A 16,321-nucleotide genomic window follows, 5' to 3' on the forward strand; every position below is an offset into this window, starting at 1 on the left:
GGAGCCGGAGAACCAACATGAAAACCTGCTTGGTGGTTGATGATTCCAGCGTGGTGCGCAAGATCGCGCGCCGGATCCTGGAAGGCCTGGAATTCCAAGTGACCGAGGCCGAGGACGGCTCGAAGGCGCTGGAGATCTGCCAGCAGCAGCTGCCCGACGCGGTGCTGCTCGACTGGAACATGCCCGTCATGGATGGCTTCGAGTTCATGGGCCACATGCGGCGCCTGCCCGGCGGCGACCAGCCCAAGGTGGTGTTCTGCACCACCGAGAACAACGTGGCGCATATCGCTCAGGCGCTCAGCGGCGGCGCCAACGAATACATCATGAAGCCTTTCGACAAAGACATCATCGCCGACAAGTTTGCTGAAGTCGGCTTGCTCCCGGTCGGACAAGCCATGGTCTGAGCGAAATCTGGCCCGCGCGTTTTGGCCAGAGTGTTCCAGTACAGCTTCGAAGAGGCTACCAGTGACCCCGACCGAGTATGAGTACCTGCGTAAATTCCTGAAGGACAATTCAGGGCTCGACCTGTCCGCAGACAAGCAATATCTGATCGAAAGCCGGCTGCTGCCGCTCGCCCGCAAGGCCGGGCTTTCAGGCATCACCGAGCTCGTGCAGAAGCTGCAGGGCGGCGCGCGTCAGATGATCACCGACGTGGTCGAAGCCATGACCACCAACGAGACCTTCTTCTTCCGCGACAAGGTCCCGTTCGATCACTTCCGCGACCACATCATGCCGGAGGTCATCAAGGCACGCGCCGCCAGGCGCAGCGTGCGGATCTGGTGCGCCGCCGGCTCGACCGGGCAGGAGCCCTATTCGCTGGCGATGTGCCTGAAGGAGATGGGCGCGGCGCTGACCGGCTGGCGGGTCGAGATCATCGCGACCGACCTGTCGCAGGAAGTGCTGGAGAAGGCCAAGGCCGGTGTCTACAGCCAGTTCGAGGTGCAGCGCGGCCTGCCGATCCAGATGCTGGTCAAGTACTTCAAGCAGACCGGCGAGACCTGGCAAGTCAATCCCGAATTGCGGGCGATGATCCAGCATCGGCAGCTCAATCTGCTGCACGATTTCTCTCAGCTCGGCACCTTCGACGTGATCTTCTGCCGCAACGTGCTGATCTATTTCGACCAGGACACCAAGATCAACATCTTCAACCGGCTGGCTCGCCAGATCGAGCCCGACGGCTTCCTGGTGCTGGGCGCGGCCGAAACCGTGGTCGGCCTGACCGACACGTTCCGCCCGATTCCGGAACGGCGCGGCCTCTACAAGCCGAACGATCCGCGTGCCGCAGCCGCCAAGCCGGCCCTCGCCGGTGCCGCGCCGCGCCTTGCGGTCATGGCGGGACGATAGACATGGCCGAGGATGGCAAGGGTACGGAGCGCGTGACTTTCAGTCGCGGCTATGACGTCTGCATCATGGCCATCGACGGCACCTGGCGCCGTGACTGCAAGCTCAACGCGATCTCCGATACCGACGCCATCCTCACGGTGGAAGGCTCGATCCAGGGCTTGAACCTGAAAGAGTTCTTCCTGCTGCTGTCGTCGACGGGCCTCGCCTATCGCCGCTGCGAGCTGGTCCGCGTCAACGGCGCCGAAATGGACATCCAGTTCCTGCGCGGCAAGAACAGGAAGAAGCGCGGCGCGGCCGGCGGCCGTGACGAAGCGGCGTGATCCCTCTGCGCCGCTCGCCGTCGCCTTTCCGATCCCTTGCTTCACATATTCTGAACATATCGAAACGAATTCGCGACGGCAGCTTTACGCGGCCTAAGCGCGAACCGTGTATCCGTTGATGATCTCATTCCCAGGATACTGAAATGCCCAGAAGCTCTCTTTCGCCCATCACGCCCAACCTGCCCGACAGCACCGAACGGCGTGCGCTTCAGCTCCTGGTGGTCGATGACGACGCCACGCAGCGCAGCCTGATCACGGTCGCCGCCAAGCAAGCCGGTCACGAGGTCACGACGGCGCCGTCCGTGGCCGACGCGATCGAGAAGCTTCGCGCGGCCCGCTTCGACTGCGTGACGCTCGATCTCGTGCTGGAGGACGGCGACGGAATCGATGTGCTGCGCGAGATGGCGGCGGCGAAGTTCGGCGGCGCCGTGATCGTCATCAGCGGCATGGACGGCAAGCGCCGCAGCGCCGCCCGCAGCTTCGCCCGGTCCGTCGGGATCGAGCTCCAGAGCCTGCCCAAGCCGCTCGATCTGGCGGCCCTGCGCATCAGCCTCGCCAATCTCGGCAAGACCGCGATGGGCCTTCCGGCGATCCACACCTGGGGCGGCGTCGCGACCGACGCGATCGTGGAGCGGCACCGCGCCTAAGGGCGCAGCGGAGCTGTCATGCGATCGGACGAGGCGGTCGCCGCGTCGATCGCGATTTAGGCCGGGTTGCCGGATTCCGACAGAGATTGCAGGGCGTGGCCGAGGCCCGCCCGACAGACGTTGAGGGCGGCGCTCGCCGTGGCATAACGCGGCGTCACATCGTCGAGCACGAAAACGTCGGTGGAACCGGCCGGATCGCTGCAGGTGAGGCCCGTTTCCAACGTGTCCGCATTCATCATGGCTGCGTCGATCAGGCGCATGCTGCTCTCGATCCGCATGATCAGAGCGCGAAGATCGGCTGCGATCAACCGGCGGCTGTCGGTTTCAGCCATCGCGACGAGCGGGGGTCGTGGCCGCGAAATTTAGCATGGATATTCTCCGTACCCCGCAATTAGGCACCTTGCCGCTACTTGTGCGTTAAGTCCATGTCCCGTACAAATACGGGTGGGCCGAATCCGCGCCGAACGCCATAACGGGAGGCGCGGACGCGAATCCTTCATGCCAACCGGATGTGGCACATGGCCGAACAAAGCTCTCGCGGTGAAATCTTCGTGGTCGATGACGACCCTGCCGTTCGCGACACTCTATCGATGGTGTTGAAGGCGGCGGGTTATGAGGTGATCTGTTTTGCGGACGGCGCGGCGCTGCTCTCCGTCGCGCGCAACCGCACGCCGGCTGCGATCCTGCTCGACGTGAACATCCCCGGAAAGTCGGGTCTCGACATTCTGAAGGAGCTGCAAGGCGAGGACTATCCGGCGCCGATCTTCATGATCTCCGGACAAGGCGACATCGCGATGGCGGTGGGCGCGATCAAGAGCGGCGCGCTCGACTTCATCGAGAAGCCGTTCCGCGGCAGCGAGATCGTCGGCCGCCTCGACGAAGCGATCGGTGCCTATGCACGCAGGCAGGCGGAGAACGCCTCGCCGAAATTCGGCTCGCTGCATTTCCCAGGACGCGAGCCGCTGACGCGCAGGGAGCGCGAGGTGCTCGAGCAGTTCGCCTCCGGCGCGTCCAACAAGGAAGCCGGTCGCACGCTCGGCATCAGCCCGCGCACGATCGAGGACCACCGCGCCAACATCATGAAGAAGCTCGGTGCGCGCAACGCCGCCGACCTGATCCGCATCGTGATGACCGCGGCCCAGCGCGCGTCGTAACAAGCTGTCGTAGCCCGGGTGAGCGAAGCGACACCCGGGAACGCAGTTGCAAGAGTCCCGGATATCGCTTCGCTCATCCGGGCTACGAAGCTCGTCCGGGACACGAGCGCAATCAAGCGTTCAGCGCCTTGCGGATGATCCGCGCCAGATCCGATTTTCGATAGGGCTTGGCCAGCAGCATCACGCCGGAATCCAGCCGGCCGTGATGGATGATCGCATTCTCGGTATAGCCTGACGTGTAGACCACCCTGAGATCGGGCCGCTTCCTCATCAGCTCGTCGGCGAGCTGCCGTCCGTTCATCTTGCCGGGCATGATGATGTCGGTGAACAGAAGGTCGAACGGCTTGCCTGCGGCGACGATCGCGAGCGCCTCCGCGGCGTTGGCGGCCTGCAAGGTGACGTAACCCAGCGAATGAAGCTGCGCCAGCACGTAGTCGCGCACCAGCCGGTCGTCCTCGACCACCAGGATCGTCTCGTGTCCGCCCTCGATCGTCGCCGGCGTCACGCCCTCGCCGGCTGCGGTCGGCGTCTTGCCGGGCGGCAGGTACATCTTGATCGTCGTGCCGTGGCCTTCCTCGCTGTAGATCTTGATATGGCCCGCGGACTGCTTGATGAAGCCGTAGACCATCGAAAGGCCGAGGCCGGTGCCCTTGCCCGGCCCCTTCGAGGTGAAGAAGGGGTCGAACACCCTGGTCAGGATGTTCGCGGGGATTCCGCTGCCGGTATCGCTGACGGCGATCAGCACGTAGTGCCCGGGGCGTACGTCGTTGTCGCTGGCATAGATCTCGTCGAGATAGGCGGCGCCGGTCTCCACGATCAGCTTGCCGCCGCCGGGCATGGCGTCGCGGGCGTTGAGCGCGAGGTTGAGGATCGCGGTGGTGAGCTGGTTGGGATCGACGATCGCGACGCAGCTCTCCTCCTCGAACACGGATTCGATCTGGATCTGCTCGCCCAGTGTCGGCCGCAGCAGCTTCGCGGTGTCGACGACCAGCGAGTTGATGTCGATCTCGCGCGGCTGAAGCGGCTGCTTGCGCGCGAAGGCGAGCAGGTGCTGGGTCAGGTCGGCGCCGCGCGCGGCTGCCTCGTCGATCATCTTCGTGATGGCCGCGAGCTGTGGCTCCTTCTCGACGGCCTCCGCGAGAATTTCGATCGTCCCGGTGATGACGGTGAGGATGTTGTTGAAGTCATGCGCCACGCCGCCGGTCAGCTGGCCGATCGCCTCCATCTTCTCGGCATGCCGGATGCGCTCGTCGGCCGCGATCTTGTCGGTGAGGTCGCGGTAGAACACGTTGAACAGCAAACCCTCGCGGCGCTTCAGCGCGGTCACGCTGACCTCGGCCTTGAATTCCTTGCCGTCGCGGCGGCGGCACATCAGCTCGCGGCGGCGGTTCAGCGTCCTGCCGTCCTCGTTTTCGAGGAAGGTCTTCAGGCCCGATCTGACCCTGTCGCGTTCGCTCTCGGCGACGATCAGGTCGATCGTGCTCTTGCCGAGCACCTCGTCACGGCGCCAGCCGAACAGCTCCTCGGCCTGCGAGTTCCAGTTCAGGATGCTGCTGGTCTCGTCGGTCTGGATGAAGGCGTCGAGCGAGGTCTCGACGATGTTGCGGGCGAGCCGCTCGCTTTCGCGCAGCGTCTCCTGCGCGAGCCGGGCCTCGGTCATGTCGCGCCCGACGAAGAAGTAGCGCTGTGCCGGCTCGGACCAGCTGCCGAGCCAGGACAGCCAGACTTCGTGTCCATTGCGGTGGAAGCAGCGCGTGTCGGCAAGCTTGACGCGCTCGCCGCGGCGCAGCGCGCGCATTTCGGTGCGGGCGTGGTCGAGATGATCGGGATGAATGAAGTCGGCGCCGCTGTGGCCGATCATCTGCTCCGGCTGGTAGCCCAAAATGGTCTCGCTGCTCGGGCTGACCTGCGCGATGTGGCCGCGCGCGTCCATGACCATGATCAGATCTTGCGAGGTGTCGAAGATCTGCCGGCGCTCCTCGAGCTGCTGCTGGAGCTGCCGCTCGGCCCGCCGTGCCTCGGTCAGGCTGCGCGCGGTTCCGGCAACGCCGATGATCTCGCCTGAAGGCCCCCTGATCGACGACAGGCTGAGCGAGATCTCGACCGGCGTGCCGTCCTTGCGCATGCGCACCGTCTCGAATCGTTCGATCGGTTCGCCCCCGGCGATCCGCGCCAGATAGTCCTTGCCATGCGCACGGCGGTCGGGCGGGACGATGATCGCCGTGGGCTTTCCGATCGCCTCGCTCGCCGGATAGCCATAGAGACGTTCGGCAGCCGGATTCCAGCCCGTGATGATGGCGTCGAGCGATTGCATCACGATCGCGTCGTCGGATGATTCGACGGCGGCGCTGAACAAGCGCTCGCGCTCGGCGTGGTGGCTTCGCGCGGCCTCGGTGCGGCGATGCTCCCGGATTTCGTGCTCGAGGGCGGCCGTCTTCGCCCGCGTCTCTTCGACCATCTGGGCGAAGGCCCGCGCCAGCACGCCGGTCTCGCCGCTGGCATCGACGGGGATGTCCGCCGCCTGTCCGCGGCCGATCGCCTCCACAGCCGCGGTCAGACGGCCGATCGGACGCGTCAATGAGCGCGCCAGCAGCACCGCGAGCGCCGCCGCGGCAAGGATGGCGAGCACGCCGACCAGCACGGAGGTCTTTTGAATGGCGGCAGGCACCCGGCCGAACACGGCCGGGGGAATGGTCACGATGATCGCGACCCATTGCTTGCCGGCGAGCAATGCCGGCGCCAGCGCGGCGCCGGTCGGCCGCCCCGATTCGTCGGTCATGAGCCGCGTGGACACTTCGGTGCTGCCGGCGAGCGCTGCGAAGAACGGGAAATCATTGCGCCAGTTGGTGGCATGACCGCGCAGCGAGCCGAATTCGCGCGCGGGATCGGGATTGACGAGATAGTCGCCGCGCGAATTCACGACATAGATCTCGCCACCCGAGCTCGCCGTTGCGCGCACATGGTCGAGCGCCGGACGCATGTCGATATTGGCGACGATGATGCCGAACGCCTTGCCGTCCTGCGTGAACAGCGGGGTCGCGACCCGCAGCGTCGGGACGTGCGGGGCCGTGGTGCCGCCCTGGCGGGTCGCCAGATCGATGGACGACACGTAGATCTCGCCCGGAGCCAGCTTGATCGTGTCCTGAAAATAGGCGCGATCGCCCTTGCGCTCGAGCTCGCCGCTGGGGACGATCCGCACCGCTCCGTTCGGGCCGGAGCGGTCGACGCGGACCAGCTCGCGCTGATCGTCGTCGAGACCGATGATTCGAAACTGTCCGTAGATGGGTTTGGCTTCGATCTCGGCCGCGAGCCGCGTGGCGATTCGCTCGCGCCAGGTCTGCTCCGAGACGCCGTCCGACGGGTCGATTCCTCCGGCGAGGTGAGCGCGGATCAGGCCGTTGATGGCCGCGGCGGAACGATAGCCGACCAGATCACCGTGGGCGCCGGCAACATAGGATTCCAGACTGGTCGCGAGCAGGCGTGCCTGGGCCTCGACGCGCTCGAGCACGCGCGGAATGACCGCTTGCGTGGTGTTGCGATAACCCAGCCAACCGACGGCCGCCACGGTCACGGCCACCAGCAGGATCATGGCAATGGCGAGCTGCGTGGCGAGCGTGGAGGGGATGTTCGCGGCACTTCCCGGGTGATCGCGACCGATCTCGTCTGATGCAGACGAGCCCTCCTTATCGGTGGCCGGAGTTGACATCGGACCCCTCCGGCTCACCCGCCTTGAGGCAGCCATCGACCGCGGCGAGCAGTGCGCCGGCGCGGAAAGGCTTTTGCAGGCTGGCCACCGCGCCAAGCTTGGTCGCCATCTTCAGGAAGTCCGGTTCCGCATAGGCATCCGGGGTGATCGACCGGCCGGAGATGACGATGATCGGAATGGCCGGGGCCAGCGCCCGGATGTGACGCATCGTCTCCAGCCCATCCATGCCGGGCATGAAGATGTCGAGAAACAGCAGGTCGAATTGGTCGGCCTCGAACAGCGCCAGCCCCTTGCGACCATCGCCGGCGACGGTGACGTGATGGCCGGCCCGCTCAAGGAGCATCCGGATCGTGATCTGGACGGCCGGGTCGTCATCCACAATCAGGATGTTGGCCACGTCTGAATTCCTCCGGGCCGGGCAGGACATTCCCGCCGGCCACAAATCAAACCATCAAAGTCGAAATTGTTGCGCGGATTCCGCCCTGCCCGCAAGCACTTCGCGAGCGCACCACGACATTATGCATGGTTCCGTGCACATGACATCCGGGACGACTTCCCTTTCCTGCGCTGCGAAAGGATCAGCACTATTTTTCTCGCCGTAGTTGCACGGAACCCCGACTTCACCAGCGATTAAAGCCGGCGGTTCACAATCGGTACCAGTTCAGAAAAGCCAATTGTATCGGATCGCGCCGCCCCGTCCTGGCCCCCGGCGAGCCGGCCGATCAGACGAATTCAGTACGAGAGACTTATGTTCAAATCGATGGCGAACACCGGAATTCGCACCCGGCTGCTCGGCGGCTTCGCGCTGATCTGCATCCTGCTCGCGGCCACCGTGATCTACACCGTCACGGGGGTTTCCGACATCTCCTCGCGCATCAAGACGGTGGCGAACCAGCGGGCGCCGGTCGCGATTGCGAGCACCGAGCTCGTCGGCAACCTCTATTCCACGCTCTCGACGCTGCGCGGCTATCTCCTGACCGGCGATGCGCAGGGCAAGCAGAACCGCGCATCGGTGTGGGCCGAGCTCGATCGCACAATGGCCGCGGTCGATCGCATGGCCGAGGGATTTTCCAGTGCGGACAACAAGGCCAATTGGCGTGAGGCGAGGGCGCTGATTGCGGAATTCCGCCAGGCCCAGGACAAGGCCGAGCTGGCCGCCTTCACCCCGTCGGCCTATCCGGCGAGCGAGCTGCTGACGAAGGAGGCCGCGCCGCTGATCGCGACGATGTTCGCCGAAATCACAGGAATGATCGACGAGGAGGAGACGCTGGAGGCAACGCCGCAGCGCAAGCACCTGCTCAAGACCTTTGCCGATGTGCGCGGCAATCTCGCCGCCGCCGGATCGCAATTGCGGCTCTATGTGGCATCGGGCGAAACCGCCGACCGTGAGAAATTCGAGAAGCCGCTGGCGACGTTCCGCACCGCGCTCGCCGCGGTCAAGACGCAGGAAGCGCTGCTGACGCCGACCCAGCGAAACGCCTATCAAGCCATCGTCAAGGCGAACGAAGCCTTCGCGGCTTCGCCGGGAAAGATCTTCGCGATCCGCCAGACGCCGCAATGGAACATGCCGGTCTTCATTCTGTCCACTGAGGCAGCGCCGCGTGCGGCCCGCATTCTCGATCTGCTGGACGGCCGCAAGGACGCCGACGGCAAGCGCGCCGGCGGCCTCAAGAGCGACCAGCAATCGAAGCTCGCCGTGGACGCCGGCCGCGTCGTCGATCAGGCCGAGACGCTGCTGCAGCTGCAATGGATCCTGCTCGTCGCCGGGCTGGTGCTCGGTACCGCGATCGCGCTTCTGGTCGCGCGGTCCATCACGCGGCCGATCGTCGAGCTAGTCGGCGATTCCGCGCTGCTGTCCGCCGGCGACACCAGTGTCGCGTTCAGGACGGCCGAGCGCGGCGACGAGATTGGAACCGTCTCGCGGGCGGTGGCCAAATTCCGCGACAACGTGATCGCCCAGCAGCACGCCGCGGCGGGCCTTGCCCGCGAAGCCGAAGCGCGCGAGGCCAACAATCGCAACACGGAGAACGCGGTCGAGGAGTTCCGCGCGACCTCGCGCGACCTGCTCGCGCTGGTCGGCGAGAATGCCGGCACCATGCGGCAGACCGCGGAGAGCCTCGGCGGCATCGCGCATCATGCGACCAGTCAGGCCACGTCCGCAGCCACTACGTCCGAGCAGACCGCGGTCAACGTCCAGACCGTCGCAGCGGCCGCCGAGCAGCTTGCGAGCTCCATCGTCGAGATCGGCCGCCAGATCGAATTGTCGAATAAGACCGTCCGGTTGGCGGGCGACGTCACCGCGCGATCGGAATCGGAGATCGAGGGCCTGGCGAACGCCGCCCAGAGCATCAGCTCGGTGGTGGACCTGATCCAGGCCATCGCGGCCCAGACCAACCTCCTTGCGCTCAACGCCACCATCGAGGCCGCGCGCGCCGGCGAAGCGGGCCGCGGCTTCGCCGTGGTGGCGTCCGAGGTCAAGGCGCTGGCCGGCCAGACCCGCAATGCCACGCAGGACATTGCCCAGCACATCGCGGCGATCCAGAATTCGACGGGAAGCGCGGTCGCCTCGGTCAAGGAGGTCGCCAACGCCATGCGCAAGATCGACGAGGTCACCGCAGCGATCGCCAGTGCCGTGGAGCAGCAGGGCGCGGCAACGCGCGAGATCTCGCATAACGTCCAGCTGGCGGCGTCGGGGACGCAGACGCTCGCTGGCAGCATCGGCACCGTTTCAGGGGCCATCGCGGAAACCAGCCGCTCGGCCGACGACGTGATGGGAGCCGCCAACGCGGTCTCGGGTGCATCCGAGCGTCTTGCCGCGGAGGTCCAGGCCTTCTTCGTCAGGTTGCGCAGCGGCCCGATGGATCGCCGCAAGCGCGACGCGGCCGACTATCGCGGGCCGGAGCGGCGAAACGGCCGGGATGCGGCCTGATAAGAATAATCACCCTGCACACGAGGTATGAACTGAAGGCGCCGACGGCACGACAGCGTCGTGGCCGGGACAAGCCCGGGCATGACGACCTCTGCTGGCTGTTCAAATGCGATCGCGGCGCTCGCCGGGCTTCACTCCGCTAATCCGTCAGATATTCCGGGTAATTGCTTCGGATCTTGTCGAGCTCGCTCAGCGTGCCCGACAGATGCTTGCGCAGATGCTGTTGCGCGGCGTCGGGGTCGCCGGCTTCGATCGCGCGGGTGATCAATCGGTGGTGGCGGACGATGTTCTGGGCCTTGCCGGGTGAGGGCAGATGCAGACGGCGCAGCCGGTCGATATGTCCGCTGCGGCTGCGCACCAGCGTCCACAGCTCCTGCTTGCCGGCCGCGGCATAGAGCTGGGCGTGAAAATCATTGTCGGCGGCGATGAAGCTCTCGAAATCACCGGCCTTGGCGAATTGCTGCTGAAGCGCGATCACGTGGTCGAGGCGGAGGACCAGGGCCTGGTCATGCTGCTCGGCGAGCAACCGGACGATCTCGAGCTCGAGCGCCTGGCGCAGGAAGTGCGCCTGCTCGGCGCGGCCGACATCGACGCGGCTGACCACGGTCGCGTGCTGCGGAAACACGTCGACCAGCCCTTCCTCTTCCAGCCGCATCAGGGCATCGCGGATCGGCGTCGAGCTGACGCCGAACTGCGTGGCGAGATCGGTGCGGGACATCGGCGCGCCCGGGGGCAGCTCGAGCGCGAGAATGGCGTTGCGCAGCCGCTCGAACACCTGCGGCGCGGCCTGCCGCGCCCGGTCGAGCGGCGGCCCCCGGCGGGCGGTCGCGCGGGACGCGGAATGGGCGGTTTCCATGGCACGAGCTCCGGCAGGCTTGCCTTTGATGCACTAATGCATTAGTGCATCAGCAGGGTCGCCCGTCAATGCCGGCCGGAGGAAACGAACAATTATGATCAAGCCATTTCAGCGTGGCGTCGCCGCCATCGCCCTGATCGCTGCAACCGTGCTGGCGGCTTCGCCGGCGGTTGCGCAGCAGAAATCCGAGATCGGGCTGTCGCGCCAGCCCGGCATTTTCTACATGCCGAGCCACGTCATGGAGAAGCTGAAGCTGATCGAGAAGCACGCAGCTTCCCTCGGCGTCTCCGGCGTCACCACCAAATGGATCACCTTCTCCGGCGGCGGCGCGCAGACCGACGCGCTGCTCGCGGGCGGCGTCGACATCCTCAACACCGGCACCGGCAATCTTCTCCTGCTGTGGGACCGCACCCGCGGCGGCGTGAAGGGCATCGTCGCGACCTCGGCGCAACCGATGACGTTGATCAGCCGCGACGCCAACATCAAGTCGATCAAGGATTTCGGGCCGAGCGACAAGATCGCGGTGCCGACCGTGAAGGTGTCGACCCAGGCGATCGTGCTGCAGATCGCGGCCGCCGAGGCTTTCGGCGCCGACCAATGGTCGAAGCTGGACGCCAACACCGTGCAGCTCGGCCATCCCGACGCCTATGCGGCGCTGTCCAATCCCAAGCACGAGGTGCACAACCACTTCTCGATTCCGCCCTTCACCTTCCTGGAGCTGAAGAACGTGCCGGGCGCGCACATCGTGCTGTCATCGCCCGACGTGATGGGCGGTCCGCTGAGCCAGGCGCAGTTCTTCACCACCACGAAGTTCGCGGACGCCAATCCCAAGATCATCCAGGCCGTGCGCGACGCCACCAAGGAAGCGCAGGACCTGATCCACAGCGACACCAAGCAGGCGGTCGAGATCTACAAGGAGATCACCGGCGACAAGACCTCGGTGGAGGAGCTGCTCGACCTCCTGAAAGAGCCCGGCATGATGGAGTGGAATCTCGAGCCGCAGGGCACGATGAAGTTCGCCGCCCATCTGTTCAAGACCGGCACGCTGAAGAACCAGCCCAAGGCGTGGACGGACTATTATCTTCCGGTCGCGCACGATCTGAAGGGCAACTGATGGCGCTGCTCGACGTCAACTCCGTGACGCTGCGCTACAAGACCTCCAGCGCCGTCGTCACGGCCACGGAGCGGGTCAGCTTCACGGTCGACAAGTCCGACCGCTTCGTACTGCTCGGGCCCTCCGGTTGCGGCAAGTCGACCTTGCTCAAGGCCGTCGGCGGCTACATGAGCCCGAGCGAGGGCCGCATGACGATCGGCGATCGCGAGATCCACGGCCCCGGCGCCGATCGCATGATGATCTTCCAGGAATTCGACCAGCTGCTGCCCTGGAAGAGCGTGCTCACCAACGTGATGTTCCCCCTGCTGACGGCGCGAAAATTGTCGCGCAAGGACGCCGAGGCCAAGGCGCGGGCCTATATCGAGAAGGTCGGTCTCACCCGCGTGGTCGACGCCTATCCGCACACGCTGTCCGGCGGCATGAAGCAGCGCGTCGCGATCGCGCGCGGCATGGCGATGGAGCCGGATATCCTGTTGATGGACGAGCCGTTCGCCGCGCTCGACGCGCTGACGCGACGGACCTGCCAGGACGAACTGCTCCAGCTCTGGAGCGAGACCAGGTTCACGGTGCTGTTCGTGACCCATTCGATCGCCGAAGCCATCCGCATCGGCAACCGCATCCTGTTGCTGTCGCCGCATCCCGGTCGCGTCAAGGCCGAGGTGATCGACGTCGACAAGGTCTCGAACGACGACGGCAGCGCCGGCCGGCTGGAGAAGGAGATCCACGATCTCCTGTTCGCCGGTGAAGCCACCGCGCATTGAAGGATCCGTTATGGGCGAAGCGAGAATTCTGCTGCGTGACGCGCCTTCCGCCGCCATCGGCGCAGGTGAGGTCGAACGCAAGCTGAGTGTGCTGGAGCTGCTCTGGAATGACGGCTTCGTCCGCAAGGCCGTCATCATCCTGTTCCTGGCCGCGATATGGGAAGCCTACGGCCTCTATCTCGACAATCCCCTGCTGTTTCCGACGCTGCATGACACGGCCGTCACGCTGTTCGACCGCGTCAAAGACGGCACCATTCCGATGCGGGCCTGGACCTCGCTCAAGGTCCTGTTCATGGGCTATTCGGCCGGCATCGTGCTGGCCGCGATCTTCACGATCCTCGCCATCTCGACCCGGATCGGCACCGACTTCCTCGAGACCGTCACGGCGATGTTCAATCCGCTGCCGGCAATCGCGCTCTTGCCGCTCGCCTTGATCTGGTTCGGCCTCGGCAATGGCAGCCTCGTCTTCGTGCTGATCCATTCGGTGCTGTGGCCGGTCGCGCTCAACACCCACTCCGGCTTCAAGAGCGTCTCCAACACGCTGCGCATGGTCGGACGCAATTACGGCCTGCGCGGATTGCCCTACGTTGCCAAGATACTCATCCCGGCGGCCTTCGGCTCCATTCTCACCGGCCTGAAGATCGGCTGGGCGTTCGCCTGGCGTACGCTGATCGCGGCCGAGCTGGTGTTCGGCGTGTCATCCGGGCAGGGCGGGCTCGGCTGGTTCATCTTCGAGAACCGCAATCTCCTCGACATACCCGCAGTGTTCGCGGGCCTCTTGACGGTGATCATCATCGGGCTCTTTGTCGAGAACCTGATCTTCCGCGCGATCGAGCGGAACACCGTTCAGAAATGGGGCACCCAATCATGACCAAGAAGAAAACACCCGACCAGCTCCGCAGCGCGCGCTGGTTCGCGCCCGACGATCTGCGCTCGTTCGGCCATCGCTCGCGCACCATGCAGATGGGCTACGCGCCCGAGGAGTGGAAGGACCGCCCCTGCATCGCGATCCTCAATACCTGGTCGGATGCGCAGCCCTGCCACATGCACTTCAAGTCGCGCGTCGACGACGTCAAGCGCGGTATCCTGATGGCCGGCGGCCTGCCGATCGAGCTGCCTGCGCTGTCGCTGTCGGAATCGCTGCTCAAGCCGACCACCATGCTCTATCGCAATCTGCTGGCGATGGACGCGGAAGAGCTGCTGCGCAGCCATCCCGTCGACGGCGTCGTGCTGATGGGCGGCTGCGACAAGACCACGCCGGCGCTGCTGCTGGGCGCGACCTCGATGAACATCCCGGCGATCTATCTGCCGGCCGGTCCCATGCTGCGCGGCAATTGGAAGGGCAAGACGCTCGGCTCCGGCTCGGACGGCTGGAAATATTGGGACGAGCGCCGCGCCGGAAAGATCTCCGACAAGGACTGGCTCGACATCGAAGCCGGCATCGCGCGCAGCTACGGCACCTGCATGACCATGGGCACGGCCTCGACCATGACCGCGATTGCGGAAGCGATCGGCATGACGCTGCCCGGCGCCTCCTCGATTCCCGCCGCCGACGCCAACCACATCCGCATGGCCTCCGAATGCGGCCGCCGCATCGTCGAGATGGTGTGGGAAGACCTGACGCCGAAGGTGATCCAGAGCCGAAAAGCCTTCGAGAACGCGATCGCGGTCGCGATGGCGATGGGCTGCTCGACCAACGCGATCATCCATCTGATCGCGCAGGCCCGCCGCGCCGGCCAGGATGTCGGCCTCGACGATTTCGAGGTCGCGAGCCGCAAGGTACCCGTGATCGCCAACGTCCGCCCGAGCGGCGATGCCTATCTGATGGAGGACTTTTTCTATGCCGGCGGACTGCCGGCGCTGATGGGCGAGATCAAGCAGCATCTGCATCTCGACTGCATCACGGTAACAGGCAAGACCCTCGGCGAGAACATCGAGGGCGCCGAGGTGCACAATGCCGACGTGATCCGCTCGGTCGCCAATCCCATCTACAAGGAGGGCGCGCTCGCCGTGCTCAAGGGCAACCTCGCGCCCGACGGCTGCGTCATCAAGCCCAGCGCCTGCGCGCCGCGCTTTCTCAAGCACACCGGCCCGGCGCTGGTGTTCGACGACTACCCTTCGATGAAGAAGGCGGTTGACGATCCCGATCTCGACGTCACCGAGGATCATATCCTGATCCTGCGCAATGCGGGGCCGCAGGGCGGGCCGGGCATGCCGGAATGGGGCATGCTGCCGATCCCGACCAAGCTCGTGAAGCAGGGCGTGCGCGACATGGTGCGCATTTCCGATGCGCGGATGAGCGGCACCAGCTACGGCGCCTGCATCCTGCACGTCTCGCCGGAATCCTATATCGGCGGCCCGCTGGCGCTGGTGCGGAATGGCGACCGCATCACGCTCGACGTCGCCGCGCGCACCATCAATCTCGACGTCAGCGAGGCCGAGCTCGACAAGCGCCGCGCCGCCTGGAAGCAGCCCGAGCGCCGCTTCGAGCGCGGCTATGGCTGGATGTTCACCAAGCACATCAAGCAGGCCAATGACGGCTGCGACTTCGACTTCCTCGAGACCGATTTCGGCGCGCCGATCGGCGAGCCGTCTATCTATTAGCCACCTGTCATTCCGGGGCATCGCGAAGCGATGAGCCCGGAATCCATAACCACGATCGGGAGTATGGATTCCGGGCTCGCGCCAAGCGGCGCGCCCCGGAATGACGAAAGAAAGAGCACGAGATGTCCAAACTGTCCGAAGCCACCCGCAACAAGCTCAAGTCCGTCTCCACCGCCACCGTCGCCACCGCCTTGTTCAAGCGCGGCCTGCGTATCCAGATGATCCAGGACGTGCATCCGCTCGGCGCGGACCAGCCGAATATGGTCGGCGAGGCCTTCACGCTGCGCTACATGCCGGCGCGCGAGGACCTCAACACCATCGACGTCTTCAAAGACCGCTCCCATCCGCAGCGCAAGGCGGTCGAGGATTGCCCGCCGGGCGCCGTGCTGGTGATGGACAGCCGCAAGGACGCCCGCGCGGCGTCCGCCGGCGCGATCCTGGTGACGCGGTTGATGAAGCGCGGCGTTGCCGGCGTCGTCACCGATGGCGGCTTTCGCGATTCCGCCGAGATCGCCAAGCTCGGCATTCCCGCCTATCACCACCGCCCCTCGGCGCCGACCAATTTGACGCTGCACCAGGCCATCGAGATCAACGTCCCCATCGGCTGCGGCGATGCGCCGGTGTTTCCCGGCGACGTCATCCTCGGCGATGCCGACGGCGTCATCGTCATTCCCGCGCATATCGCGGATGAGATCGCCAATGAGACTTTCGAAATGACCGCGTTCGAGGATTTCGTCACCGAGGAGGTCGGCAAGGGCCGCGGCATTTTCGGCCTCTATCCCGCCACCGATCCGCAGACGCTGATCGACTTCGCGGCCTGGCGCAAGGCGAACGGCCGCTGAGCCCAACGAACGCACGTCAAGAAACGAGCCGGCGCAGCAAGCGC

At 65.4% G+C, this 16,321-nt stretch carries 15 protein-coding genes; 11 read left to right on the forward strand and 4 right to left on the reverse strand.

Annotated elements, in window-relative coordinates:
* The first annotated feature begins 17 nt into the window (after positions 1-17).
* The 4 genes from QRQ56_RS15415 to QRQ56_RS15430 all read left to right on the forward strand — a co-directional run bounded on the left by QRQ56_RS15415 (position 18) and on the right by QRQ56_RS15430 (position 2,311).
* Positions 18-404, forward strand: a complete 387-nt coding sequence (locus QRQ56_RS15415) for a response regulator (RefSeq protein WP_438741213.1) — start codon at positions 18-20, stop codon at positions 402-404.
* A gap of 61 nt (positions 405-465) precedes the next feature.
* Positions 466-1,344 carry a CheR family methyltransferase gene (locus QRQ56_RS15420; RefSeq protein ID WP_438741215.1) on the forward strand — a complete coding sequence of 293 codons (879 nt, stop codon included), beginning with the start codon at positions 466-468 and terminating at the stop codon, positions 1,342-1,344.
* 2 nt (positions 1,345-1,346) lie between these two features.
* Positions 1,347-1,664, forward strand: a complete 318-nt coding sequence (locus QRQ56_RS15425; protein ID WP_018321617.1) for a hypothetical protein — start codon at positions 1,347-1,349, stop codon at positions 1,662-1,664.
* A gap of 143 nt (positions 1,665-1,807) precedes the next feature.
* The gene (locus QRQ56_RS15430) at positions 1,808-2,311 is read left to right on the forward strand and encodes a response regulator (RefSeq protein WP_438741216.1); all 504 of its coding nucleotides are present in this window, start codon (positions 1,808-1,810) and stop codon (positions 2,309-2,311) included.
* A 56-nt stretch (positions 2,312-2,367) separates the two neighbouring features.
* Here QRQ56_RS15430 and QRQ56_RS15435 read toward each other — a convergent pair whose 3' ends face one another.
* Positions 2,368-2,643: a hypothetical protein gene (locus tag QRQ56_RS15435; RefSeq protein ID WP_438741217.1), complete on the reverse strand. Its 276-nt coding sequence runs from the start codon at positions 2,641-2,643 to the stop codon at positions 2,368-2,370.
* 186 nt (positions 2,644-2,829) lie between these two features.
* Here QRQ56_RS15435 and QRQ56_RS15440 point away from each other — a divergent pair, with 186 nt between their 5' ends.
* On the forward strand, positions 2,830-3,465 hold the full coding sequence (locus tag QRQ56_RS15440; protein WP_063198355.1) for a response regulator transcription factor: 636 nt from the start codon (positions 2,830-2,832) through the stop codon (positions 3,463-3,465).
* Positions 3,466-3,577: 112 nt separating this feature from the next.
* On the opposite strand, the gene QRQ56_RS15445 is transcribed toward QRQ56_RS15440, so the two are convergent.
* Both QRQ56_RS15445 and QRQ56_RS15450 read right to left on the reverse strand, forming a co-directional pair.
* Positions 3,578-7,171 (reverse strand): PAS domain S-box protein, encoded by a 3,594-nt coding sequence (locus QRQ56_RS15445; RefSeq protein WP_438741218.1) that lies wholly within the window; start codon positions 7,169-7,171, stop codon positions 3,578-3,580.
* Positions 7,149-7,568: a response regulator gene (locus QRQ56_RS15450; RefSeq protein WP_438741219.1), complete on the reverse strand. Its 420-nt coding sequence runs from the start codon at positions 7,566-7,568 to the stop codon at positions 7,149-7,151. Before QRQ56_RS15450 ends, QRQ56_RS15445 begins: the two co-directional genes overlap by 23 nt.
* A 351-nt stretch (positions 7,569-7,919) precedes the next feature.
* Between QRQ56_RS15450 and QRQ56_RS15455 the strand changes: the two genes are divergently transcribed.
* Complete coding sequence (locus QRQ56_RS15455) at positions 7,920-10,100, forward strand: HAMP domain-containing methyl-accepting chemotaxis protein (RefSeq protein WP_438741220.1); 2,181 nt, start codon at positions 7,920-7,922, stop codon at positions 10,098-10,100.
* Positions 10,101-10,239: 139 nt separating this feature from the next.
* On the opposite strand, the gene QRQ56_RS15460 is transcribed toward QRQ56_RS15455, so the two are convergent.
* On the reverse strand, positions 10,240-10,956 hold the full coding sequence (locus QRQ56_RS15460) for a GntR family transcriptional regulator (RefSeq protein WP_438741222.1): 717 nt from the start codon (positions 10,954-10,956) through the stop codon (positions 10,240-10,242).
* A gap of 94 nt (positions 10,957-11,050) precedes the next feature.
* Between QRQ56_RS15460 and QRQ56_RS15465 the strand changes: the two genes are divergently transcribed.
* The 5 genes from QRQ56_RS15465 (at position 11,051) to QRQ56_RS15485 (ending at position 16,277) form a co-directional block, all read left to right on the forward strand.
* The gene (locus QRQ56_RS15465) at positions 11,051-12,070 is read left to right on the forward strand and encodes an ABC transporter substrate-binding protein (RefSeq protein WP_438741223.1); all 1,020 of its coding nucleotides are present in this window, start codon (positions 11,051-11,053) and stop codon (positions 12,068-12,070) included.
* The gene (locus tag QRQ56_RS15470; protein ID WP_438741224.1) at positions 12,070-12,831 is read left to right on the forward strand and encodes an ABC transporter ATP-binding protein; all 762 of its coding nucleotides are present in this window, start codon (positions 12,070-12,072) and stop codon (positions 12,829-12,831) included. The genes QRQ56_RS15465 and QRQ56_RS15470 overlap by 1 nt, the downstream gene beginning before the upstream one ends.
* Positions 12,832-12,841: 10 nt before the next feature.
* A complete protein-coding gene (locus QRQ56_RS15475; protein WP_438741225.1) occupies positions 12,842-13,702 on the forward strand; it encodes an ABC transporter permease in 861 nt (286 codons plus the stop codon).
* Complete coding sequence (gene araD, locus QRQ56_RS15480) at positions 13,699-15,435, forward strand: L-arabinonate dehydratase (RefSeq protein WP_438741226.1); 1,737 nt, start codon at positions 13,699-13,701, stop codon at positions 15,433-15,435. The genes QRQ56_RS15475 and araD overlap by 4 nt, the downstream gene beginning before the upstream one ends.
* 122 nt (positions 15,436-15,557) lie before the next feature.
* On the forward strand, positions 15,558-16,277 hold the full coding sequence (locus QRQ56_RS15485; protein ID WP_438741228.1) for a ribonuclease activity regulator RraA: 720 nt from the start codon (positions 15,558-15,560) through the stop codon (positions 16,275-16,277).
* Positions 16,278-16,321 lie beyond the last annotated feature (44 nt).

It is taken from the genome of Bradyrhizobium sp. U531 (assembly GCF_051710265.1).
In the GTDB taxonomy this organism is placed as follows: Bacteria; Pseudomonadota; Alphaproteobacteria; order Rhizobiales; family Xanthobacteraceae; genus Bradyrhizobium.

Coding starts and splice junctions, on each gene's coding strand:
- QRQ56_RS15415 (WP_438741213.1), top strand. CDS start 18: ATGAAAACCTGCTTGGTGGTTGATGATTCCAGCGTGGTGCGCAAGATC.
- QRQ56_RS15425 (WP_018321617.1), top strand. CDS start 1,347: ATGGCCGAGGATGGCAAGGGTACGGAGCGCGTGACTTTCAGTCGCGGC.
- QRQ56_RS15430 (WP_438741216.1), top strand. CDS start 1,808: ATGCCCAGAAGCTCTCTTTCGCCCATCACGCCCAACCTGCCCGACAGC.
- QRQ56_RS15435 (WP_438741217.1), bottom strand. CDS start 2,643: ATGGCTGAAACCGACAGCCGCCGGTTGATCGCAGCCGATCTTCGCGCT.
- QRQ56_RS15440 (WP_063198355.1), top strand. CDS start 2,830: ATGGCCGAACAAAGCTCTCGCGGTGAAATCTTCGTGGTCGATGACGAC.
- QRQ56_RS15445 (WP_438741218.1), bottom strand. CDS start 7,171: ATGTCAACTCCGGCCACCGATAAGGAGGGCTCGTCTGCATCAGACGAG.
- QRQ56_RS15455 (WP_438741220.1), top strand. CDS start 7,920: ATGTTCAAATCGATGGCGAACACCGGAATTCGCACCCGGCTGCTCGGC.
- QRQ56_RS15460 (WP_438741222.1), bottom strand. CDS start 10,956: ATGGAAACCGCCCATTCCGCGTCCCGCGCGACCGCCCGCCGGGGGCCG.
- QRQ56_RS15465 (WP_438741223.1), top strand. CDS start 11,051: ATGATCAAGCCATTTCAGCGTGGCGTCGCCGCCATCGCCCTGATCGCT.
- QRQ56_RS15470 (WP_438741224.1), top strand. CDS start 12,070: ATGGCGCTGCTCGACGTCAACTCCGTGACGCTGCGCTACAAGACCTCC.
- QRQ56_RS15475 (WP_438741225.1), top strand. CDS start 12,842: ATGGGCGAAGCGAGAATTCTGCTGCGTGACGCGCCTTCCGCCGCCATC.
- araD (WP_438741226.1), top strand. CDS start 13,699: ATGACCAAGAAGAAAACACCCGACCAGCTCCGCAGCGCGCGCTGGTTC.
- QRQ56_RS15485 (WP_438741228.1), top strand. CDS start 15,558: ATGTCCAAACTGTCCGAAGCCACCCGCAACAAGCTCAAGTCCGTCTCC.